The organism is Streptomyces sp. NPDC015171, assembly GCF_043079545.1.
In the GTDB taxonomy this organism is placed as follows: domain Bacteria; phylum Actinomycetota; class Actinomycetes; order Streptomycetales; family Streptomycetaceae; genus Streptomyces.
Genome location: NZ_JBIBUO010000002.1, coordinates 113,090 through 135,183, shown reverse-complemented (window position 1 = coordinate 135,183; position 22,094 = coordinate 113,090). Strand labels below are relative to the sequence as shown.

The window sequence follows — 22,094 nt, the reverse complement described above, 5'->3', positions numbered from 1 at the left end:
TCATCCCTTCACGGCGCCGTCGGTCAGACCGCTGACAGCCTTGCGTTGCAGGAAGATGAAGAGGATCAGGATGGGGAGCGCGAACAGGGACGAGGCGGCCATGGTGGCCCCCCAGTCGTCGCCGAAGGCGGTCTGGAACTGCGACAGCCACAGCGGCAGGGTCTGCTTCTCGATGTCCTTGTTGAGGATCAGGACGAGCGGGAACTCGTTCCACGCCGTCACGAAGCCGAACAGCGAGGTCGCCATCAGGCCGGGGGCGAGCAGCGGGAAGATCACCTTGATGAACGCCTGGGTCCTGGTGCAGCCGTCGACCATCGCCGACTCCTCCAGCTCCTTGGGCACGGCGGCGACGTAGCCGCGCAGCGTCAGGATGGTCAGCGGGAGCACCATCATCATGTAGATGACGGTGAGCGGGACCAGGCTGTTCAGCATGTCGTTGTCGCGGACGAGCATGTAGATGGCGATGATCATGACTTCCCAGGGGGCCATCTGCGCCAGCATGAACGTCACGATGAAGGCACGCCGCCCCTTGAACCGCATGCGGGCCAGGGCGAAGGCGGCGAACAGCGCGATGACGAGGGAGAGCAGGACCGACACGACCGTGACGGTGACGGAGTTGAGGACCAGGGTCCAGAAGTGGTCGGCGTCGACCGCCTTCTTGAAGTGGTCCAGCGTGGCGTCGGTCGGGAACCACACCGGGTCGTCGGCGATGATGTCGCCGGTCGGCTTGAAGGCCGTGGCGAACATCCAGTACACGGGGAACACGAAGCCGACGAAGAGGACGGCGGCGGTCGCGTTGGGCCAGATACGGCCGAAGAGCGAGCGCTTCACAGCTCGTCCTCCTCTTGCTTGAGCACCAGGCGCAGGTAGTACGAGGTGATGGCGAGCAGGACCAGGATGGTCAGGAAGGAGATGGCCGCGCCGACACCGAAGTGCTGGTTGCCGACGCCCTCGACGTAGGCGTAGATCGGCAGGGTCTCGGTGAGGTGGTTCGGGCCGCCCTCGTTCATCGCGAAGATCTGCGCGAACGACTTGAAGACCCAGATGACTTCGAGGAAGGTCGTCGCGTACAGGAAGGGCCGCAGGAAGGGCAGGGTCACCGAGGTGAAGCCCTTCCACGCGCCGGCGCCGTCCAGGGAGGCGGCCTCGTACAGCTCCCGGGGGATCGTGGTGGTGGCCGCGTAGAGGTTGATCGCCACGAAGGGTATGGACTGCCAGACGATGAGCAGGCCGACCACGGCGAAGGTGGAGAACTGGGTCTCCAGCCAGTTGTGGTCGGCCATGGAGTGCCAGCCGAGCTTGTCCAGCACCCAGTTGACGACGCCGAAGCGCTGGGCGAACAGCCACTGGTAGACGGTGGTGGCCGCGATGACCGGCATGGCCCAGGCGAGGACGAGGCCGAGCAGGAGCAGCAGCCGCATCTTCTTGCCGAGCCGGGCCAGCAGCAGCCCGATCAGGGTGCCGAGCACCATGATCAGTACGACGTTGACGGCGGTGAAGACGACCGAGCGCTCGACGACGTGCCAGAAGTCCCCGCCGCTCAGCACCTCCCGGTAGTTGTCGGTGCCGATCCACTCGGTGAGGTGCTGGATGAGCTGGCGCGCGTTGAGGTTCTGGAACGACAGCATGCCGTTCTTGACCAGGGGCCAGCCGAGCAGCACAGCGGTGGCCAGCAGCGCGGGCAGCAGGAGCAGGTAGGGGGCGGCGGCGCGGCCCCGTCTCGGACCCGCGGGGGTGCGGCGGTCACCTCGCGGCGGGGCCGGCACCCGGGCCTTGCGGACAGCGGGCTCCCCGGCCGTGTCCGTGCCTTCGGTCTGCACTGACATGCGTTGTCATCTCTTCCGTGGCCGTACGAACGACTTCCTCGGCCGTGCGCCCGGCGTCCGGGGCCGGGCGGCGGCACAGGTGTGCCGGGGGCGCCCCCTCGTGGCGCCCCCGGCGCGGCCATCAGTTCTGCTGGGCCAGGCGCTTGTTGATGTCGCCCTCGACCTGCTTGGCGGCGTCCGCGGGGGACTTACCGTTCAGCACGGCGGTCATGTAGGACTTGATCGGGTTCGGGTTGTTCTCCACCGCGCCCCACTCGGGGATCAGCGGGGTGGTGCCGCCGACCGCGGCACCCGGCGCGGCGGCCTCGGCGACGGCGTTGCCCTTGACGTTGGACTCCAGGGCCTGCTTGTTCGGGATGACGCCGTTGAGCTTGGCCAGCTCGCCCTCGTACTGGTCGGACAGGGCGATCTTCAGGAACTCCTTGGCCAGGGCCTGCTTCTTGCTGCCCTGCGCGACGGCGAGGTTGGAGCCGCCGAGGAAGACGCTCTCGGGCTTGTCCGCGGTCTCACCGGGGATGGTGAAGTAGCCGAGGTCCTTCTCGATGGCCTTGTTGGCGGTGACGGCCGTGCCGGCCTCCCAGCCCATGCCGATGAAGGCGCCGGTCTTGCCCTTGGCGAAGACCTCGGCCTGCTGCGGGGTGGCCTCGTCCTTGTCCTTGGGCGCCTTGGAGAAGGAGGCGTACTTCTTGTAGATGTCCATGGCCTTGGCGACCTTCGGGTCGGCGAGGTTGGAGACGTACTTGTCGCCGTCCTTCTTCACCAGGTCGGCACCCTGGCCGATGATGAGGCCGTCGAAGAAGTACCAGTTCTGGCCGGGCAGGTAGAGCGGCTCGGCGTCGGTCTTCTTGCCGATGGCCTCGAGGTCCTTGTAGAACTCGTCCCGGGTCTTCGGGGTGTCCTTGATGCCGGCCTTGGCCCAGATCTTCTTGTTGTAGATGACCACGCGGTTGGCGAAGTACCACGGCGCGGCGTACTGCTTGCCGTCGAAGACGGAGGACTCCGAGACCGACGGGGTCCAGTCCGTGCCGATCTCCTTCTTCAGGTCGCTCAGGTCGGCGAGACCGCCGGTGGCCGCGTAGGCCGGGGTCTGGGTGTTGCCGACCTCCAGCACGTCCGGCGGGCTGGACTCGGAGAGGGCGGTGGTGATCTTCTGCTGGATCCCGTCCCACTTCTGGGTCTCGAACTTCAGCTTGGCGCCCGTCTTCTTCTCGAAGGCGGCCGTCACGTCCTTCACCCACTGGTCCGGCGTCGAGCCGTCCATCGCCCAGACCGTGAGCGTCTGACCCTTGAAGCTGTCCGGTCCGGCGTTCTTGCCGCTGTCGTCGCCGTCGTCCCCGCCGCACGCCGAAACGGAGACCATCATGCCCGCGATCACGATCGCGGCCGCAAGCTTGCGCTTCACGCCACCCTCCTCAGGGATGCCACTAACCCCCCACGCCCTCGGCGGTGACCTGCGTACGACGCTGTTGCACGTAGGGCTCGGGACCTGGCCACTAATGGTGTAGACCAGTACGGTGGAGCTTGGCCTAGACCTTTTGGAGTGTCAAGGGTGGTTCGGGAAGCCGGTCCCGGCCGTTACGAGAAAGTCACCGGAGCGCGCCCGTCCGGATCCGTCCCTTTCGCCCCGGGCCGTTCAGTTGGACTAGACCATAGGGCAGTTGGTCGCTATAACGGGAGCCCATCGACACAGCCGGGAAGGCAGGCATGACCACCGACGTCAGCAGCGCCCAGCCGCACAGAGGGGTGTCCGGGCGCACCGCGCGCGTGCCGAAGTACTACCGGATCAAACAGCAGCTGCTCAGCATGGCCGAGGCGTTGCAGCCCGGCTCGGCCATGCCCGCGGAACGTCTGCTCGCCGTCCGGTTCGACACCTCCAGGACCACCGTCCGGCAGGCGCTCCAGGAACTGGTGGGCGAGGGCCGGCTCGACCGGATCCAGGGCAAGGGCACCTTCGTCGCCCAGCCCAAGCTGTACCGCACGCTCCAGCTCACCTCGCACACCGAGGACATGCGCGCCCAGGGCCTCACCCCCGCCTCGCAGACGCTGGACATCGGGGAGGTTCCCGCGGACGAGAAGCTGGCGGGCCTGCTCGGCATCGGGATCGGCGAACACGTGCTGCGCATCGAGCGGCTGCGGCTGGCCAGCGGCGACCCGATGGCGATCGAGACCACCCATCTGTCCGTGCGCCGCTTCCCCGGCCTGCGCCGGTCCCTGTCCGCCTGCCCGTCGCTGTACACGGTGCTGGCCGAGGTGTACGGCGTCCATCTCGCCGAGGCCGACGAGACCATCGAGACCTCGCTGTCCACCCCGCGCGAGGCGCAGCTGCTCGGCACCGACGTCGGCCTGCCGATGCTGCTGCTGTCCCGGCACTCGCGGGACGCGGCGGGCACCCCGGTGGAGTGGGTGCGCTCGGTCTACCGCGGCTCCCGCTACAAGTTCGTCGCGGCCCTGCACCGGCCGGGCGCCCCGGTGCTGCGGCGCAGAGCCGCTCCGCCGGACCGGGACGAGCTCAGCCTCGCCTGAACCGGGGAGCGTTCGGCCGGGGCGGCGGACCGGCGCGGCCGGGCGGCCGGTGTCCGGCCGGCCCGCCCCGCGGCACGGCCGTCCGGCCCCTTCGGCGAGGGGGCCGGACGGCGGAACGGACCACTGGGGCCCGGCATCACACCTTGGTGAGCGTGATGTCCTGGTCCGTCACCGCGTGGAAGGCCGGCAGCAGCACGATGCCCGAGGGGCGCAGTTCCGTGAGAGTGGCCTGCACCTGCGCCTTGCCCGCCTTCAGCGGCTCCGGCGAGGCCTTGCCCGAGTGCTCCCAGCGGTGCTCGGCGCCGTCGCACTGGGCGACGCTGCCGCCGATGCCGGCCTTGACGCCGGACTTGCCCTGGCCGACCGAGGAGCTGATGAGCACCGGTCCGGTGCCGGGGGTGCAGCGGTAGGTGCCGGAGAGCGTCACGGTGCCCTCGGAGGTGATCTTGCCGGTGTGGTCGACGGTGATGGTCTCGGCGGGGGCGGCGGCGGCCGGGCCGGCCGCGGCGCACAGCAGGGCCGCGGCGCCGAGGGCCGAGGCGAGGACGGGGCGTACGGGCATGGGATGCCTTCCGGTTCCAGAGGTACAGAGGGCCTCCACTGGTACCGGGCGGCCGTGCCGGGGGGTGTGACCGTCACTCCATCGGTGGCGCGTCACGCCGGACGGCCGCGCGTCACCCCCGCCGTGCGCGCCGGGCACGCCCGGGTCCGGCCCGTGCCGCTACGGCAGTACGGCGAACCCGTCCAGCTCCACCAGCGCCCGCTCGTCCCACAGCCGCACGACCTGCACGACGGCCATCGCCGGATAGTCGCGGCCCGCCGACTCCCGCCAGATCCGGCCGAGTCGGCGCGCATGGACCCGGTAGTCGGCGACGTCCGTGGCGTAGACGGTGACCCGCGCCAGGTCGGCCGGGGTGCCGCCGGCCGCGCGCAGGGCGGTCAGGAGATTGCCGAGGGCCGTTTCGAACTGCTCGGCCAGGGTGTCGCCGATGATCTTGCCGTCGGTGTCGAGGGCGGTCTGGCCGGCGAGGAACACCACACGCGAGCCGGCCGCGACGACGGCGTGCGAGAAGCCCGTGGGCGGGGACAGCTCGGGCGGGTTGACGCGCTCGGTCGTCACCGGGCCTCCTTCAGTGCGGTGGCGTACAACTCCTTGGCGATGATGCCCCGCTGGACCTCGCTCGCCCCCTCGTAGATGCGCGGCGCGCGCACCTCGCGGTAGAGGTGTTCCAGCAGGTGCCCGCGGCGCAGGGCGCGGGCGCCGTGCAGCTGGACGGCGGTGTCGACGACGTACTGCGCGGTCTCGGTGGCGAGCAGCTTGGCCATCGCGGCCCGCCCGGGGACGTCGGCGGCCCGCGCGTCGTACGCCGCCGCCGCCGCGTACACCATGAGGCGGGCCGCCTCGGTGCGCAGGGCCATCTCGGCGACCTGGTGGGACACCGCCTGAAGGTCCATCAGCCTGCCCTGGAAGGCGGTGCGCCGGCTGGTGTGGCCGACGGTGGCGTCCAGCGCGGCCTGGGCCATGCCGACCGCGAAGGCGCCGACGCTGGGGCGGAAGAGGTTGAGGGTGCCCATGGCGACGGCGAAGCCGCGGTCCTGCTCGCCGAGCAGGTCGGCCCCGGTGACGGGCACCCCGTCGAAGTCGAGCGCGCCGATGGGGTGCGGCGAGATCATCTCCAGGGCGCCGCCGGTGAGTCCGGGCCGGTCGGCGGGGACGAGGAAGGCGGTCACGCCGCGGGCTCCGGCGCCCGGGGTGGTGCGGGCGAAGACGGTGTAGAAGTCGGCCTCGGGGGCGTTGGAGATCCAGCACTTGGCGCCGCTGAGCCGCCAGCCGGTGCCGTCGGGTTCGGCCGCGAGGGCCAGCGCCGCCGCGTCCGAGCCGGCCCCCGGCTCGCTCAGCGCGAAGGCGGCGACCGCGCTGCCGTCGGCGACCCGGGGCAGCCAGCGCTCGCGCTGGGCCGGGGTGCCGTGGGCGTGCACCGGGTGGGCGCCCAGGCCCTGGAGGGCGAGGGCGGTCTCGGCCTCGGTGCAGGCCTGGGCGAGGGACTCCCGCATGAGGCACAGGTCGAGCGCGCCGGAGCCGAAGAGCCGCGCGAGCAGGCCGAGACGGCCGAGTTCGGCGAGCAGCGGACGGTTGACGCGGCCGGGTTCGCCCTGGTCGGCGAGCGGGCGCAGCCGCCGGGCGGCCAGCTCGCGCAGCTCCGCACACCATGCGGTCTGCTCCGGTCCGAGTGAGAATGCGGACACAGCCGGTCCTCCCTCCGGGGCGGCCGCGGCGACCGTCCCGTCACCTTCCGAGGCGGGGCCCCTCCCCACCGCCCTTCGACGTTATCGCGCACAGTTGACTGCCGTCACCAACACGATACGCTCGATGCGCGAGCCCACCAGGAAGCCCGTCTGGACCTCGGTCACGGCAAGGGGGCGCACCACCATGCATCTCTCGGCCCATGTCGACACCTTCGCGCGCGACCATCTGCCCCCGCCGCACGAATGGCCCGAGCTGCGGTTCGACCTGCCGGAGCTGCGCTACCCCGACCGCCTGAACTGCGCGGCGGAACTCCTGGAGCACACCGCCCCGGCCCGCCCGGTCTTCCACACCCCGTCCGGCCCCAGCTGGACGTACGGCGAGCTGCGCGCCCGGGTCGACCGGATCGCGCACGTGCTCACCGGCACCCTGGGCGTGGTCCCCGGCAACCGGGTGCTGCTGCGCGGCCCCACCACCCCCTGGCTCGCCGCCTGCTGGCTGGCCGTGCTGAAGGCGGGCGCGGTCGCGGTCACCGTGCTGGCCCAGCAGCGCCCGCACGAGCTGGCGACCCTGTGCGAGATCGCCCGGGTCGGGCACGCGCTGTGCGACACCCGGGCCGTGGACGACCTGGCGAAGGCCGCGATACCCGGGCTGCGGATCACGACGTACGGCGGTGACACCCCCGACGACCTGCTGCGCCGCCCGGCCCCCGGCACCCCGTTCCGGGCGGTGGACACCGCTGCCGACGACGTCGCCCTGATCGCGTTCACCTCCGGCACCACGGGTCGCCCGAAAGGGTGCATGCACTTCCACCGGGATGTGCTGGCGATCGCCGACACCTTCTCCCGGCATGTGCTGCGCCCCCACGGCGACGACGTCTTCACCGGCAGCCCCCCGCTCGGCTTCACCTTCGGTCTCGGCGGCCTGGTGATCTTCCCGATGCGCGCCGGAGCCAGCTCGCTCCTCCTGGAGCACGCGGGCCCCCGGCAGCTGCTCCCGGCGATCGCCGAGCACGGCGTCTCGGTGCTCTTCACCGCGCCGACCGCCTACCGGGCCATGCTGGAGGTGGCGGAGGAGCACGACCTCTCGTCCCTGCGGCGCTGCGTGTCGGCCGGCGAGAACCTGTCCGCCGCCATCTGGCGGGCCTGGTACGACCGCACGGGCGTGCGCCTCATCAACGGCATCGGCGCGACCGAGCTGCTGCACATCTTCATCTCCGCCGCCGACGAGCACATACAACCCGGGAGCACGGGCCTGCCGGTGCCGGGCTGGCAGGCACGCGTCCAGGACGCCGACGGCACGCCGCTGCCGGACGGCGAGCCCGGTCTGCTGGCCGTCCGGGGTCCGGTGGGCTGCCGCTATCTCGCCGACCCGCGCCAGCGGCAGTACGTCAAGGGCGGCTGGAACATCACCGGCGACACCTATGTCCGGGACGCCGGCGGCTACTTCCGCTATGTGTCCCGCGCCGACGACATGATCGTCTCCGCCGGGTACAACATCGCGGGCCCTGAGGTGGAGGACGCGCTGCTGCGCCACCCGGACGTGGCCGAGATCGCGGTCGTCGGCCGCCCGGACGACGCCCGCGGCCAGGTGGTCGTCGCGTACACGGTGCTGCGCGCGGGCGCCCGGCGCGACCCGGAGGCGCTGCGCGCCTTCCTCGTCTCCGAGCTGGCACCCTACAAATGCCCGCGCGAATTCGTCTTCCTCGACGCGCTGCCCCGCACGGCCACCGGCAAGCTCCAGCGGTTCCGGCTGCGCACCGGAGGTGACCAGCAGTGATACCGAAGACTTAAAATGATCAACGTGTCCGAGCAGCACGCACCCAGGTCCCTCATCGTCACGCTCTACGGCGCGTACGGCCGCTTCATGCCCGGCCCGGTGCCCGTCGCCGAGCTGATCCGGCTCCTGGCCGCGGTCGGTGTGGACGCGCCCTCCGTCCGCTCGTCGGTGTCCCGGCTCAAGCGGCGCGGCCTGCTCCAGCCCGCCCGCACCGGATCCGGTGCCGCCGGGTACGCACTGTCCGCCGAGGCACGCCAGTTGCTGGACGACGGCGACCGGCGCATCTACGCCGGCGCGGCCGTGGCGGACGCGGGCTGGGTACTGGCGGTGTTCTCGGTGCCCGAGTCGGAGCGGCAGAAGCGGCATGTGCTGCGCTCCCGGCTGGCCGGCCTGGGCTTCGGCACGGCGGCCCCCGGGGTGTGGATCGCCCCGGCCCGGCTGTACGAGGAGGCGGAGCACACCCTGCGCCGGCTGCGGCTCGACCCGTACGTGGACTTCTTCCGCGGCGAGCACCTGGGCTTCGCGCCCACGGCCGAGGCGGTGGGCCGCTGGTGGGACCTGGCCGCCATCGCCAAGGAGCACGAGCACTTCCTGGACACGCACGCGCCGGTGCTGCGCGCGTGGCAGCGCCGTACGGACACCCCGCCCGAGGACGCCTACCGCGACTACCTCCTCGTCCTCGACTCCTGGCGCCATCTCCCCTACACCGACCCGGGCCTGCCGGCCCGCCTGCTGCCGGCCAACTGGCCGGGCCTGCGCTCGGCCGAGGTCTTCCAGGGGCTGCACGAGCGGCTGCGGGACGCGGGGGCCCGGTTCGCCGGGCTGTGACCCGCCGGGGCGGCGGGGTTCAGCCGCTCAGCGTGAGACGGGGCCTGGGGGCGTCGGTGCGCCCGGTCCGGGGGCGCCGGCTGCCCGCCCGGTAGGGCGCGGGCCAGTGGGCACCGGGGCCCGAGTAGCCCTGCTCGGCCGCCGCGTGCAGGGTCCAGTGCGGGTCGTACAGATGGGGGCGGGCCAGGGCGCACAGGTCCGTACGGCCCGCGAGTATCAGCGAGTTGACGTCGTCCCAGGAGGAGATCGCGCCGACCGCGATCACCGGGACGCCCGCCGCGTTGCGGATCCGGTCGGCGAACGGCGTCTGGTACGACCGCCCGTACTCCGGCTCCTCCTCGGCCACCACCTGGCCGGTGGAGACGTCGATGGCGTCGGCGCCGTGCGCGGCGAAGGCGCGGGCGATCCCGACGGCGTCCTCGGCGCTCGTCCCGCCCTCCGCCCAGTCGGTGGCCGAGATCCGGACGGTCATCGGCCGCTCGGCCGGCCACACCCCGCGCACGGCGTCGAAGACCTCCAGCGGGAACCGCAGCCGCCGCTCCAGCGAGCCGCCGTAGGCGTCGGTGCGCCGGTTGGTGAGCGGGGAGAGGAAGCCGGAGAGCAGATAGCCGTGGGCGCAGTGCAGTTCGAGCAGGTCGAAGCCGGCCCGTGCGGCCCGCCACGCGGCGGCGGTGAACTGCTCGCGGATGTCGGTGAGCTGGGCCCGGGAGAGCGGGCGCGGGATCTGGCCGCCCGGCTTGTAGGGCAGCGGGGAGGCGGCGACGAGGGGCCAGTTGCCGGCGGGCAGCGGCTCGTCCATGCCCTCCCACATCAGCTTGGTCGAGCCCTTGCGGCCGGAGTGGCCGAGCTGGACGCCTATCGCGGTGCCCGGCGCCTGGCGGTGCACGAAGTCGGTGACGCGCCGCCACGCCTCGGCCTGCCGGCCGGTGTAGAGGCCCGCGCAGCCGGGGGTGATGCGGCCCTCCTCGCTCACGCACACCATCTCGGTCATCACCAGGCCGGCCCCGCCGAGGGCGCGGGCGCCGAGGTGGACGAGGTGGAAGTCGCCGGGGACGCCGTCGGCGGCGGAGTACATGTCCATCGGTGAGACCACCACCCGGTTGCGCAGGGTCAGTCCGCGCAGCCGGAACGGGGTGAACATCGGGGGTGTGCCGGGCGGGCAGCCGAACTCGCGCTCCACGCCGCCGGTGAAGCGGGCGTCGCGCAGCCGGAGGTTGTCGTGGGTGACGCGGCGGCTGCGGGTGAGCAGGTTGAAGGCGAACTGGCGGGGCGGCTGGCCGAGGTACAGGCCGAGGTCCTCGAACCACTCCAGGCTGGCCCGGGCGGCGCGCTGGGTGGAGGCGACGACCGGCTTGCGCTCCGCCTCGTAGGCCGCGAGCGCCGTCGGCACGTCCGGCTGTTCCGTCAGGCAGGCGGCGAGGGCGAGGGCGTCCTCGACGGCGAGCTTGGTGCCGGAGCCGATGGAGAAGTGGGCGGTGTGGGCGGCGTCACCGAGGAGGACGATCCTGCCGTGCGACCAGTGGTCGTTGACCACCGTGCGGAAGGTGGTCCACGCCGACTTGTTGGAGCGCAGCGGGCGGCCGCGGAGCGCGTCGGCGAAGACCTTGCCGACGCGTTCGACGGATTCCCGCGGGTCGGCGCCGTCGAGCCCGGCGGCCCGCCAGACCTCCTCGCGCATCTCGATGATGACGGTGGAGGCGTCGGCGGAGAAGGGATAGCCGTGCAGCTGCATCACGCCGTGCTCGGTCTCGGCGATCTCGAAGCGGAAGGCGTCGAAGGCGAAGTCGGCGGCGAGCCAGATGTAGCGACAGCGGTGTGCGCTCACCCGGGGGCGGAACGCCTCGGCATAGGTCTCGCGGGTGGCGCTGTGCACCCCGTCGGCGGCGACGACGAGGTCGTACCCGGCACACAGGACGTCCGGGTGGGGGGCCTCGGTGCGGAAGTCGATCCGCACCCCGAGGGAGCGGCAGCGCTCGTGCAGGATCTCCAGGAGGCGGCGGCGGCCGAGGGCGGCGAATCCGTGGCCTCCGGAGCGGTGGGTGACGCCCCGGCGCACGATGTCGATGTCGTCCCAGCGGACGAAGTCCCGCCGCAGGGCCTCGTGGACGACGGGGTCGGCGTGTTCGATGCCGCCGAGGGTCTCGTCCGACAGGACCACTCCGAAGCCGAAGGTGTCGTCCGGGGCGTTGCGCTCCCAGACGGTGACCTCCCGTGCGGGGTCAAGCCGTTTCAGCAGGGCGGCTGCGTAGAGTCCGCCGGGGCCGCCGCCGATGATCGCCACGCGCATCGGCACTCACCTCCCCCGCCACTTCGGCGGGCGCTTCTCCGTGAAGGCCGCGTGGAACTCGGCGTAGTCCTCGCCGTTCATCAGCAGGGCCTGCGTCGAGGCGTCCAGCTCCACCGAAGCGGCCAGCGGCATGTCCAGCTCGGCGGTGAGCAGGGCCTTGGTCTGGGCGTGGGCGAGGGCCGGGCCGTCGGCCAGCCTGCGGGCCAGGGCGAGGGCGGCGTCATGTGCCCGTCCCTCGTCGGTCAGCTCGCTGATCAGGCCGATGCGCTCGGCCTCGGGGGCCCGCACCGGCTCGCCCAGCATGAGCAGGCGGGTGGCGTGGCCGAGGCCGACGACCCGGGGCAGCAGATAGGCCGCGCCCATGTCGCCGCCGGACAGGCCGACCCGGGTGAAGAGGAAGGCGAAGCGGGCGGAGGGGTCGGCGATCCGGAAGTCGGCGGCCAGGGCGAGGACAGCGCCGGCGCCCGCGGCCACCCCGTGCAGGGCCGCGATCACCGGGAACGGGCATTCCCGGACCGCCCGGACGACCTGTCCGGTCATCCGGTTGAAGTCGAGCAGCTGGGCGGTGTCCATGGCCAGCGTGGCGCCGATGATCTCGTCGACGTCGCCGCCGGAGCAGAAGCCGCGCCCCTCGCCGGCCAGCACCAGGGCGCGCACCGCGCGCTCGCGGGACAGCTCGGCCAGCAGATCGCGCAGGTCGGCGTAGGCACCGAAGGTGAGGGCGTTGAGCTTCTCGGGGCGGGCGAGGGTCACGGTGGCGACCCCGTCGTCGACGCCGACCCGCAGGTGCTCCCAGTCGGCGGTGCGGGCGGCGGAGCCGGTGAAGGGACTCATGACGTGCGGCCTCCCTAGGGCGGCGGTGCCGTACGTTGCTCTGCCCTATGAAGTTATCACCTGTTTGTGACTGTCGTCACGGGTGCGCGACATCCCTGCTCCGGCCGGCCTGGTCGGTCACATCGGTCACCGGTCGGCGACAGCGGCGTAACAGTGGGGGCCGGGAGGCGAGGCGGGACCTTCGGCGGGGTAAGCCGCCCGGTAGCCGGGGCCGAAGGTCCCGGGCGGTGCCCGACGACGGTCCCTGTGGCCGGGCGCCGTACCATTTCTAAGGTTGAAAGCAGGACAGCCTGCTCCATGAACGGACTCGCCTTGCACGAACGCCCCACCGGATCGGCCTCCTGGCGCATCGCGCTGCCGCACACCACCGCCGCGGTGCCGGTGGCGCGTGCCCTGGTGCGTACGGCCCTCACCGAGGTGGAGCACGCGGCCGACTGCGACACGGCGGAGCTGCTCACAGCCGAGCTGGTGGCCAACGCGGTGGAGCACACCGCGGGGCGCGGCCCGATAGAGCTGGTGGTGGAGCTGCTGCCGACCGGCTGCCAGGTCGAGGTGCACGACCCGGACCCGGCGCCGCCCGGCCAGCTGACCCGGCCGGTGATCGAGGCGCCCGACCCCTGGCAGGAGGGCGGGCGCGGCCTGCTGCTGATCCGCGCCCTCAGCTCGTCCTGCGGGCACCGCCCCACCCCGTCGGGCAAGGCGGTGTGGTTCAGACTGCCTGCGGTTCCCGCTCAGCGGCGTCCGGCGTGACCTCGGCGGCCGGCCGGGCCAGCGTGGAGTGCCGGCGGCCGTAGGCGCCGTAGACCGCCAGGCCGATCGCGAGGAACACGGCGAACTGGAGCCAGGTCCGCCAGCCCGTCTCGTACATCAGGTACAGGCAGAAGCCGACGCCGAGCAGCGGGGCCACGGGGTAGAGCGGCACCCGGAAGCTGCGGACGAGGCCCGGCTCGCGGCGGCGCAGGGCGATCACCGCGATGTTGACGACGGCCATGATGGCGAGCGTGCCGATGGTGCACAGGTTCATCACGGAGTCGAGCGAGGCGAAGGCCGCCGGGATCGCGAAGACGACGGCGACGATCAGCGTGCCGGCGACCGGCGTGGACGTCCTCGGGGACACCTTCTCGAAGACCCGCGGGATCAGGCCGTCCCGGGACATCGACATCAGGATGCGGGTCTGGCCGTACATCACGGCGAGGACCACGGAGGCGATGGCGACGACCGCGCCGAAGGCGATGACGCCGCCGCCGACGGTGGAGCCGGTGACCTGGTTGACGACGTAGGAGAGGGCGGCGGGGCGGCCGGCCACCTGGTCGCCGCCGATGGCGCCGATCGCGGCGAGCGCGACCGCGCAGTAGAGCAGGGTGACCAGGCCCATGCAGACGAGGATCGCGACCGGGATGTCCCGGCGCGGGTTCTTCGCCTCCTCGCCGGCGGTGGTGATCGCGTCGAAGCCGATGTACGAGAAGAAGGCGGCGGTGGTGCCCGCGCCGATGCCGCCGAGGCCCGCCGGGGTGAACGGGGTGAGGTTGCCGTCCTTGAAGGCGCTGTAGCCGATCGCGCAGAAGGCCAGCAGGATGACGAGCTTCACGGCCGCCATGGCGGCGGTCGCCCGGGCGCTCTCACGCACCCCGCGCACCAGCAGCATCGAGGCCATCGCGATGACGATCACGGCCGGGAGGTTGACGACGCCGCCCTCGCCGGGGCCCGCGGACAGCGCGTGCGGCAGCTGCCAGCCGGTGAGGCTGTGCAGCAGCTCGTTGACGTACTGGCTCCAGCCGACCGCGACGGCCGAGATGGAGATGCCGTACTCCAGCAGCAGGCACCAGCCGACCAGGAAGGCGGTGGACTCGCCGAGGCCGGCGTAGGCGAAGGAGTACGAGGAGCCGGAGACCGGGATCGCGCCGCCCAGCTCCGCGAAGGAGAAGGCGGTGAAGACGCAGGTGAGCGCGGCGAGGGCGAAGGAGACGACGACGGCGGGGCCGGCCTGGGCGACGGAGTCGGAGAGGCCGACGAAGATGCCGGTGCCGACGATGGCGCCGACGCCGAAGCAGATGAGCTGGAAGAGGCCCATGGTGCGCTTCAGGCCGTGCCCCTCGCGGTCGGCGCCGGACTCGGCGACGAGCAGATGCGGGGACTTGATGCGGGGAGCGGGCATGCGGGTGGTGCTCGTTTCTGGTGGTGCGGGCGACCGTCGTACAGCCGCGGCGACGGCTCCGGAAAGGGTGGCTCCGGGCCGCCGGTCAGGATAAGGCCTGGTGAGGCGGGTCAGGCAAGGGTTTACCGGGCAAGTGTGGCCACCAGCACCGCCTTGATGGTGTGCAGCCGGTTCTCCGCCTCGTCGAAGACGACCGAGTGGGCGGACTCGAAGACCTCGTCCGTCACCTCCAGCGAGGTGAGGCCGTGCGTCGCGTGGATCTGCCGCCCCACCGTGGTGCCGAGGTCGTGGTAGGCCGGCAGGCAGTGCAGGAACTTCACGTCCGGGTTGCCGGTGGCGCGCAGGACGTCCATGGTCACGGCGTAGGGGCTCAGGGCCGCGATCCGCTCGTCCCACACCTCCATGGGTTCGCCCATGGAGACCCAGACGTCGGTGGCGACGAAGTCGGCGCCCGCGACGCCCTCGGCGACGTCCTCGGTGAGGGTGACGCGGGCACCGCTGGAGGCGGCGAGGGCGCGGGCGCGGTCGACGACCTCCTGGGCGGGCCAGTAGGACTTCGGGGCCACGATCCGTACGTCCATGCCGAGCAGGGCGCCGGTGACCAGGTAGGAGTTGCCCATGTTGAAGCGGGCGTCGCCGAGGTAGGCGAAGGTGATCTTCCGCAGCGGCTTGGCGCTGTGCTCGGTCATGGTGAGGACGTCGGCGAGCATCTGGGTGGGGTGCCAGTCGTCGGTGAGCCCGTTGTAGACGGGCACGCCGGCCCGCGCGGCCAGCTCCTCGACCTTGGCCTGGCTGTCGCCCCGGTACTCGATGGCGTCGTACATCCGGCCCAGCACCCGGGCGGTGTCCTTCACCGACTCCTTGTGCCCGATCTGCGAGCCGGACGGATCGAGGTACGTCGTGTACGCGCCCTGGTCGGCCGCGGCGACCTCGAACGCGCAGCGGGTGCGCGTCGAGGTCTTCTCGAAGATCAGCGCGATGTTCCGCCCCCGCAGGTACCGGGTCTCGGTCCCGGCCTTCTTCGCGGCCTTCAGCTCCGCGGCCAGCTCGACCAGCCCGCGGAACTCCTCCTCGGTGAAGTCCAGCTCCTTGAGGAAGTGGCGGCCGGCGAGGGCGGTCGGGACTGCGGCCATGGGGGGCGCTCCAGATGTATGACTACAGGGGACCGTGGAAGTCTATACGACCCTTCACATTTCTATACAGCGTCTCGCTCCACGGGACAGCTCATGCACCGGGGGCCGCCCCGGCCCCGGCCCAGCTCGCTGCCCGGGATCTCTATCACCTCGATGCCCTGCTTGCGCAGATGCGTGTTGGTGGTCACGTTCCGCTCGTAGGCGACGACGACCCCCGGCTCGACGGCCAGCACGTTGCAGCCGTCGTCCCACTGCTCCCGCTCGGCGGCGTGCACGTCCTGGGTGGCGGTAAGCACCCGGATCTCGCCGAGCCCGAGCGCGGCGGCGATCGCCCGGTGCATGTGCTCCGGGGGATGGTCGGTGACCTTCAGCTCGCGCTCGCCAGCGCCCGGCTCGATGGTGTACGAGCGGAGCATGCCGAGCCCGGCGTACTGGGTGAAGGTGTCACCGCCGATCATGGTCATCACCGTGTCGAGGTGCATGAAGGCACGCCGTTTCGGCAGGTCCAGCGCGACGATGGTACGCGCCGAGCCCGCCGCGAACAGCTTGTGCGCCAGCATCTCCACGGCCTGCGGGGTGGTGCGCTCGCTCATGCCGATCAGGACGGCGCCGTTGCCGATCACCAGGACGTCACCGCCCTCGATGGTGGAGGGGTAGTCGGCCTGCCCCCGGGACCAGACGTGGAACGTTTCGTCACGGAACAGGGGGTGGTGCCGGTAGATCGCCTCGAAGTGGACGGTCTCGCGCTGCCTGGCCGGCCAGCGCATCGCGTTGATGGAGACACCGTCGTAGATCCAGGCGGAGGTGTCGCGGGTGAAGAGGTGGTTGGGCAGCGGCGGGAGCAGGAAGTCGTCCAGCTCCATGACGTGGAAGCGGACGGAGGCCGGTTCCTCGTGGGCGTCCAGGAACTCCCGCTTGGTCGCGCCGCCGACCAGGGCCTCGGCCAGTTCGTCCGGGGTCATCCGGTCGAAGGCGGCGCGCAGGTGGTCGGTGGCGAGGGGACCGTACTCCTTCTCGTCGAAGACCCGGTCGAGGACCAGGGTGCGGGCCTCGGGCAGCGCCAGGGTCTCGGCGAGCAGGTCCCCGAAGAGATGGACGACGACCCCGCGGTCGCGCAGTACGTCGGCGAACCCGTCGTGCTCGGCGCGCGCCCGGCGCACCCAGAGCACGTCGTCGAAGAGCAGGGCGTCCTTGTTGCTGGGGGTGAGCCTTTTGAGCTCAAGATCCGGCCGGTGCAGGATGACGCGGCGCAGCCGCCCGGCCTCGGAGTCGACGTGGAATCCCATGCCTCCATCCTGACCACCGGCGCCCCGCTTCACCCTCCGCTAGGCGGTTTCCGCCCCGAATTCGCGCCGCTTCCCGCCCCACCGCGCGAAACGGCCGGGCCACCCCGGAGCACACCACCGGACACGAGCCCTCCCCACCGGACGCCGCGAGGGCGACGGGGCGGAAGGGGGCGGGCGCGGGGCAGAGCGGAAGGGGGGTGAGGGCAGGGAGGGAGCGGGGCAGAGCGGAAGGGGGTGGGGGCAGGGAGGGAGCGGGGCAGTGCGGAAGGGGGTGGGGGCAGGGCGCGAGCGGGGCGAGGGCGGAACGGGCGGGGCATCGCCGGGCTCCCACCGCGCCGAGGCCGGCGGCACCGCGCCGACATCTCCTCCTCCCCCGCCAGCGGCCGGGAGACTGGCCCGTTGCGGCCGGGCGCGGGCGCGAGCGGGGCGAGGGCGGAACGGGCCGGGTATCGCCGGGCCCTCGCCGCGCCGAGGCCGGCGACTGCGCGCCGACCTCTCCTCCTCCCCCGCCAGCGGCCGGGAAGCCGGGAATGGGCGTGCCCGGTCCGCTGGGTGGCGGCGGTCCCCGGCCGACCCGCCGCCCAGCGGTGCCGCCGGGCGACGGGGCGGAACGAGGCGAGGGCGGGGCGCCGCCGGGCTCCCGCCACGCCGAGGACGGCGACTGCGCGCCGGGCTCTCCCCCTCCACCACCAGCAGCCGGGAGGCCGGCCCGTTGCGGCCGGGCGCGGGCGCGAGCGGGGCGAGGGCGGAACGGGCCGGGTATCGCCGGGCCCTCGCCACGCCGAGGCCGGCGACCACGCGCCGACCTCTCCCCCCTTCCCCGCCAGCGGCCGGGAAGCCGGGAATGGGCGTGCCCGGTCCGCTGGGTGGCGGCGGTCCCCGGCCGACCCGCCGCCCAGCGGTGCCGCCGGGCGACGGGGCGGAACGAGGCGAGGGCGGGGCGCCGCCGGGCTCCCGCCACGCCGAGGACGGCGACTGCGCGCCGGGCTCTCTTCCCTCCCCCGGCAGCAGCCGGGGGAGGGCCGGTGGTGCTCGGGGGGGGGCGGGAGGTGGGGCCCTGTGCTGCCGTGGGTCCCCGCTACAAACGGGGGTCCACCGGCTCGGACTCCAGTGCCAGCACCCCGAACACCGCCTCGTGCACCCGCCACAGCGGCTCCCCGTCGGCGAGCCGGTCGAGGGCCTCCAGGCCGAGGGCGTACTCGCGCAGGGCGAGGGACCGCTTGTGGTTCAGGAACCGCTGCCGCAGCCGGGCGAGGTTGTCCGGCCGGGTGTACTCCGGACCGTAGATGATCCGCAGGTACTCGCGGCCCCGGCACTTGATGCCGGGCTGCACCAGCCGCCCCTGCGGGCTCCGGACCAGCGCGCCGAGCGGCTTGACGACCATGCCCTCACCGCCGCGGCCCGTCATCTCCAGCCACCAGTCGACGCCCGCGCGGACCGACTCCGGGTCGCCGGTGTCGACGTACAGCCGCCGGGTGGTCTGCAGCAGTCCGCTGCCGTCGTGCTCCACCAGCCGGTCGATCAGCGCCAGTTGCTCGTCGTGCGGCAGCGCGGCGAGGCTGCGCCCCTGCGCGGCCAGCAGCTGGAAGGGGGCGAGACGGACCCCTTCCAGCCCCTCGGTGGTCCAGCAGTAGCGGCGGTAGGCGGCGGTGAACGCCTCGGCGTCGGCCGCGCGTTCCCGCTGCCGGGCAAGCAGGCCGCCCACGTCGGCGCCGCGCGCCGCCGCCGCTTCCAGGGCGGCGAGCGCGTCCGGGAACACCGCGCCCGCCGCGGCACCGACCGCCGCGTACTGGCCGCGCAGCAGCCCCGCCGCCTTCAGCGACCACGGCATCAGCTCGGCGTCCAGCAGCAGCCAGTCCGTGCCGAGGCCGTCCCAGAGCCCGGCGTCCGTGATCGCCGCGCGCAGCCGGCCGAGGATCTCCTCGGTCACCGCCGCGTCGTCGAAGAACGGCCGCCCGGTACGGGTGTACAGGGACCCCGTGGGGCCGTCCGTCCCGAACCGCCGCCGCGCCGTCTCCGCGTCCCGGCACACCAGGGCCACGGCCCGCGAGCCCATGTGCTTCTCCTCGCACACCACCCGCGCGACCCCGTCCGCCGCGTACTGCGCGAAGGCCTCCGCCGGGTGCTCCAGATAGCCGTCCACCCGCGAGGTGGCGGTGGGCGCCATGGTCGGCGGCAGATACGGCAGCAGGCGCGGGTCGGTCGCGAAGCGGCTCATGACCTCCAGGGCCGCCGCCGCGTTCTCCTCGCGGACCGCGACCAGGCCGGCGTGCCGGGTCTCCACGGCCCGGCGGCCGCGCACGTCCGCCAGGTCCAGCGGCCGGCCGTCGTGGCCGCCGGGCGCCTCGGTGCGCAGCGGACGCGTCGGCTCGTACCAGACCCGCTCGGCCGGTACGTCGACCAGTTCCCGCTCGGGCCAGCGCAGCGCGGTGAGCTTGCCCCCGAAGACGGCACCCGTGTCCAGGCAGATGGTGTTGTTCAGCCATGTGGCCTCGGGCACCGGAGTGTGGCCGTAGACCACAGCGGCCTGGCCCCGGTACTCCTCCGCCCAGGGGTAGCGCACCGGCAGGCCGAACTCGTCGGTCTCGCCCGTGGTGTCGCCGTACAGGGCGTGCGAGCGCACCCGCCCCGAGGTGCGGCCGTGGTACTTCTCGGGCAGACCGGCGTGGCAGACCACCAGCCGGCCGCCGTCCAGCACGTAGTGGCTGACCAGTCCGTCGATGAACTGCCGGACCTCGGCCTTGAACTCCTCGCTCTCGCCCGCCAGCTGCTCGACGGTCTCGGCGAGCCCGTGGGTGTGCTGGACGCGGCGGCCCTTGAGGTACCGGCCGAACTTGTTCTCGTGGTTGCCGGGCACGCACAGCGCGTTGCCCGACCCGACCATGGACATCACCCGGCGCAGCACGCCCGGGGAGTCCGGGCCGCGGTCGACCAGGTCCCCGACGAAGACGGCGGTGCGGCCCTCGGGGTGCACACCGTCGGCGTAGCCCAGCCGGGCGAGCAGCGCCTCCAGTTCGGCGGAGCAGCCGTGGATGTCGCCGATGATGTCGAAGGGTCCGGTGAGGTGCGTCAGGTCGTTGAACCGCTTCTCGGTGACGACGGTGGCGCCGTCGACCTCCTCGGCCCCGCGCAGCACATGCACCTTGCGGAAGCCCTCGCGCTCCAACTGCCGCAGCGAGCGGCGCAGTTCGCGGATGTGCCGCTGGATGACCCGGCGGGGCATGTCGGCGCGGTCGGTGCGGGCCGCGTTGCGCGCCGCGCACACCTCCTCGGGCACGTCGAGCACGATGGCGATGGGCAGCACGTCGTAGGTCCTGGCCAGCTCGATCAGCCGGCGCCTGCCGTCCTGCTGCACGTTGGTGGCGTCCACGACGGTGCGGCGGCCGGCGGCCAGCCGCTTGCCCGCGATGTAGTGCAGGACGTCGAAGGCGTCGCGGCTCGCGCTCTGGTCGTTCTCGTCGTCGGCGACCAGGCCGCGGCAGAAGTCGGAGGAGATCACCTCGGTCGGCTTGAAGTGCCGGCGGGCGAAGGTGGACTTGCCGGAGCCGGAGGCGCCGACGAGGACGACGAGGGAGAGGTCGGTGACGGGCAGCGCCCGTCCCGGCCGGCGGTTCTCGGTCATGCGGCCTTCGCCTCCTTCTCGGTCTCGTCGGTCTTCTCGGTCTCGTCGGTCTTCGCGGTCTTGTCCGTCTTCTCGGCCTTGCCGGTCTTCTCGGTCTTCTCGGTCCTGGTTTCGAACACGGCCAGCTGGGTGGGCGGCCCGACCTCGGGGTCGTCCGGTCCCACCGGGGCGAACCGCACCTCGTACGCGTGCCGTTCGGCCACTTCCCGCGCCCAGGCGCGGAACTCCTCACGGGTCCACTCGAAGCGGTGGTCGCCGTGCCGGACGTGTCCGGCGGGCAGGCTCTCCCAGCGGACGTTGTACTCGACGTTCGGGGTGGTCACGACGACCGTGCGCGGGCGGGCGTGACCGAACACGGCGTACTCGAGGGCGGGCAGCCGGGGCAGGTCGAGGTGCTCGATCACCTCGCTGAGCACGGCGGCGTCATAGCCCTTGAGCCGGTTGTCGGTATAGGCGAGGGAGCCCTGCACGAGCTGGACGCGGGCCGCCTGCCGCTCTCCCATGCGGTCGAGCCTGAGCCGCCGGGCGGCGATGGCCAGCGCCCGTACGGACACGTCGACGCCGACGATCTCGGTGAACCGGGTGTCCTTGAGCAGCTCCTGCACCAACTGGCCCTGGCCGCAGCCGAGGTCGAGGACCCGAGCGGCACCGGACGCCCGCAGCGCGGCGAGGATCGCCGCCCGGCGCCGCACGGCGAGCGGGGTCGGCCGCTCCTCCGCCTCGGTCTCCTCGGCGACTGCGTTGTCGATGTCCTTCACGTCGCTGTCGTCGGCCTCGGCGAGGCGCACCAGTTCGAGCTGCTCCCGGGCCTGCCGGGTCAGCGACCAGCGGCGGGACAGGTACCGGCTGGTGATCAGCTGCTGCTCCGGGTGGCCGGCCAGCCAGCCCTCGCCGGCCCGCAGCAGTTTGTCGACCTCGTCGGCGGTGACCCAGTAGTGCTTGGCGTCGTCGAGCACCGGCAGCAGCACGTACAGGTGGCGCAGGGCCTCGGCGAGGGTCAGCCGCTCCGACTCCAGGACGAGTGTGACGTACCGCGAGTCGCCCCATTCGGGGAACGCGGTGTCGAGCGGGACCGGGTCCGCCGTCACGGTCCAGCCGAGCGGCGCGAACAGGTTCCGTACGAGGTCCGGGCCGCCGCGTGCGGGCAGTGCGGGGACCTCGATCCGCAGCGGCAGCGGGGCCGCGGCCCGCTCCGGGCGGGCGTTGCACACCCCGCGCAGGGCGCTGGAGAACACGTTGCTCAGGGCGACCGCGAGCAGCGAGGAGGCCGCGTAGGGGCGGTCGTTGACGTACTGGGCGAGTGCCGCGTCGGGTGCGCCGCCGCGGCCCTTGCCCTTGCCCCGCCGGACCAGCGCGAGCGTATCGATCTCCAGCAGCATGGCGGCCGTGCAGCGTTCGGCGTGCGCCTCGGGGTAGAAGACGTGCGCCGTGCCGTACGAGGTGGAGAACGCCTGTGCCTTGCCGGGGTGCTTGTGCAGCAGGTACCCCAGGTCGGTGGCCGGGGCTCCGGCCGTCCCTGTGGTGGAGATCGTCACGAACATGTTGACGATTCTTGCTGGCCAGGCCCCCGGCCACC

General features: G+C 72.6%; 17 protein-coding genes. 4 read left to right on the top strand and 13 right to left on the bottom strand.

Annotated features, from left to right (window positions below; all coding sequences use genetic code 11):
• The 3 genes from ACF073_RS05110 to ACF073_RS05100 form a co-directional block, all read right to left on the bottom strand.
• Window positions 1-831, bottom strand: coding sequence for a carbohydrate ABC transporter permease (locus ACF073_RS05110; RefSeq protein ID WP_392066978.1), 831 nt, complete (start codon window positions 829-831; stop codon window positions 1-3).
• Window positions 828-1,826, bottom strand: a complete 999-nt coding sequence (locus ACF073_RS05105; protein ID WP_392066977.1) for a carbohydrate ABC transporter permease — start codon at window positions 1,824-1,826, stop codon at window positions 828-830. The genes ACF073_RS05110 and ACF073_RS05105 overlap by 4 nt, the downstream gene beginning before the upstream one ends.
• A gap of 121 nt (window positions 1,827-1,947) precedes the next feature.
• Window positions 1,948-3,228: an extracellular solute-binding protein gene (locus tag ACF073_RS05100; RefSeq protein WP_392066976.1), complete on the bottom strand. Its 1,281-nt coding sequence runs from the start codon at window positions 3,226-3,228 to the stop codon at window positions 1,948-1,950.
• Between the two features lie 302 nt (window positions 3,229-3,530).
• Here ACF073_RS05100 and ACF073_RS05095 point away from each other — a divergent pair, with 302 nt between their 5' ends.
• A complete protein-coding gene (locus ACF073_RS05095; protein WP_392066975.1) occupies window positions 3,531-4,349 on the top strand; it encodes a GntR family transcriptional regulator in 819 nt (272 codons plus the stop codon).
• A gap of 136 nt (window positions 4,350-4,485) precedes the next feature.
• Here the strand turns inward: ACF073_RS05095 and ACF073_RS05090 are convergent, their stop codons facing one another.
• The 3 genes from ACF073_RS05090 to ACF073_RS05080 form a co-directional block, all read right to left on the bottom strand.
• Complete coding sequence (locus tag ACF073_RS05090; protein WP_392066974.1) at window positions 4,486-4,911, bottom strand: DUF6299 family protein; 426 nt, start codon at window positions 4,909-4,911, stop codon at window positions 4,486-4,488.
• A gap of 159 nt (window positions 4,912-5,070) precedes the next feature.
• Window positions 5,071-5,469, bottom strand: a complete 399-nt coding sequence (locus ACF073_RS05085) for a RidA family protein (protein ID WP_392066973.1) — start codon at window positions 5,467-5,469, stop codon at window positions 5,071-5,073.
• The gene (locus ACF073_RS05080; protein ID WP_392066972.1) at window positions 5,466-6,596 is read right to left on the bottom strand and encodes an acyl-CoA dehydrogenase family protein; all 1,131 of its coding nucleotides are present in this window, start codon (window positions 6,594-6,596) and stop codon (window positions 5,466-5,468) included. Before ACF073_RS05080 ends, ACF073_RS05085 begins: the two co-directional genes overlap by 4 nt.
• Window positions 6,597-6,780: 184 nt before the next feature.
• Here ACF073_RS05080 and ACF073_RS05075 point away from each other — a divergent pair, with 184 nt between their 5' ends.
• Together ACF073_RS05075 and ACF073_RS05070 are read left to right on the top strand one after the other, a co-directional pair.
• On the top strand, window positions 6,781-8,373 hold the full coding sequence (locus tag ACF073_RS05075; protein ID WP_392067695.1) for an AMP-binding protein: 1,593 nt from the start codon (window positions 6,781-6,783) through the stop codon (window positions 8,371-8,373).
• Window positions 8,374-8,388: 15 nt separating this feature from the next.
• Window positions 8,389-9,201 carry a PaaX family transcriptional regulator C-terminal domain-containing protein gene (locus tag ACF073_RS05070; RefSeq protein ID WP_392066971.1) on the top strand — a complete coding sequence of 271 codons (813 nt, stop codon included), beginning with the start codon at window positions 8,389-8,391 and terminating at the stop codon, window positions 9,199-9,201.
• A 19-nt stretch (window positions 9,202-9,220) separates the two neighbouring features.
• On the opposite strand, the gene ACF073_RS05065 is transcribed toward ACF073_RS05070, so the two are convergent.
• Window positions 9,221-11,488 (bottom strand): bifunctional salicylyl-CoA 5-hydroxylase/oxidoreductase, encoded by a 2,268-nt coding sequence (locus tag ACF073_RS05065; RefSeq protein ID WP_392066970.1) that lies wholly within the window; start codon window positions 11,486-11,488, stop codon window positions 9,221-9,223.
• A gap of 6 nt (window positions 11,489-11,494) precedes the next feature.
• The gene (locus ACF073_RS05060; RefSeq protein ID WP_392066969.1) at window positions 11,495-12,322 is read right to left on the bottom strand and encodes an enoyl-CoA hydratase family protein; all 828 of its coding nucleotides are present in this window, start codon (window positions 12,320-12,322) and stop codon (window positions 11,495-11,497) included.
• A gap of 297 nt (window positions 12,323-12,619) precedes the next feature.
• Between ACF073_RS05060 and ACF073_RS05055 the strand changes: the two genes are divergently transcribed.
• A complete protein-coding gene (locus ACF073_RS05055; RefSeq protein WP_392066968.1) occupies window positions 12,620-13,072 on the top strand; it encodes an ATP-binding protein in 453 nt (150 codons plus the stop codon).
• Here the strand turns inward: ACF073_RS05055 and ACF073_RS05050 are convergent.
• The 5 genes from ACF073_RS05050 to ACF073_RS05030 all read right to left on the bottom strand — a co-directional run bounded on the left by ACF073_RS05050 (window position 13,032) and on the right by ACF073_RS05030 (window position 22,059).
• Window positions 13,032-14,477, bottom strand: coding sequence for an amino acid permease (locus tag ACF073_RS05050; RefSeq protein WP_392066967.1), 1,446 nt, complete (start codon window positions 14,475-14,477; stop codon window positions 13,032-13,034). The genes ACF073_RS05055 and ACF073_RS05050 overlap by 41 nt on opposite strands.
• 122 nt (window positions 14,478-14,599) lie before the next feature.
• Complete coding sequence (gene argF / locus ACF073_RS05045) at window positions 14,600-15,610, bottom strand: ornithine carbamoyltransferase (RefSeq protein ID WP_392066966.1); 1,011 nt, start codon at window positions 15,608-15,610, stop codon at window positions 14,600-14,602.
• A gap of 62 nt (window positions 15,611-15,672) precedes the next feature.
• Complete coding sequence (locus tag ACF073_RS05040) at window positions 15,673-16,896, bottom strand: arginine deiminase (protein ID WP_392066965.1); 1,224 nt, start codon at window positions 16,894-16,896, stop codon at window positions 15,673-15,675.
• A gap of 1,078 nt (window positions 16,897-17,974) precedes the next feature.
• On the bottom strand, window positions 17,975-20,518 hold the full coding sequence (locus ACF073_RS05035) for a polynucleotide kinase-phosphatase (protein WP_392066964.1): 2,544 nt from the start codon (window positions 20,516-20,518) through the stop codon (window positions 17,975-17,977).
• Entirely contained in the window at window positions 20,515-22,059 is a 1,545-nt protein-coding gene (locus tag ACF073_RS05030) for a 3' terminal RNA ribose 2'-O-methyltransferase Hen1 (protein WP_392066963.1), read from the bottom strand. Before ACF073_RS05030 ends, ACF073_RS05035 begins: the two co-directional genes overlap by 4 nt.
• Between the last annotated feature and the right edge of the window lie 35 nt (window positions 22,060-22,094).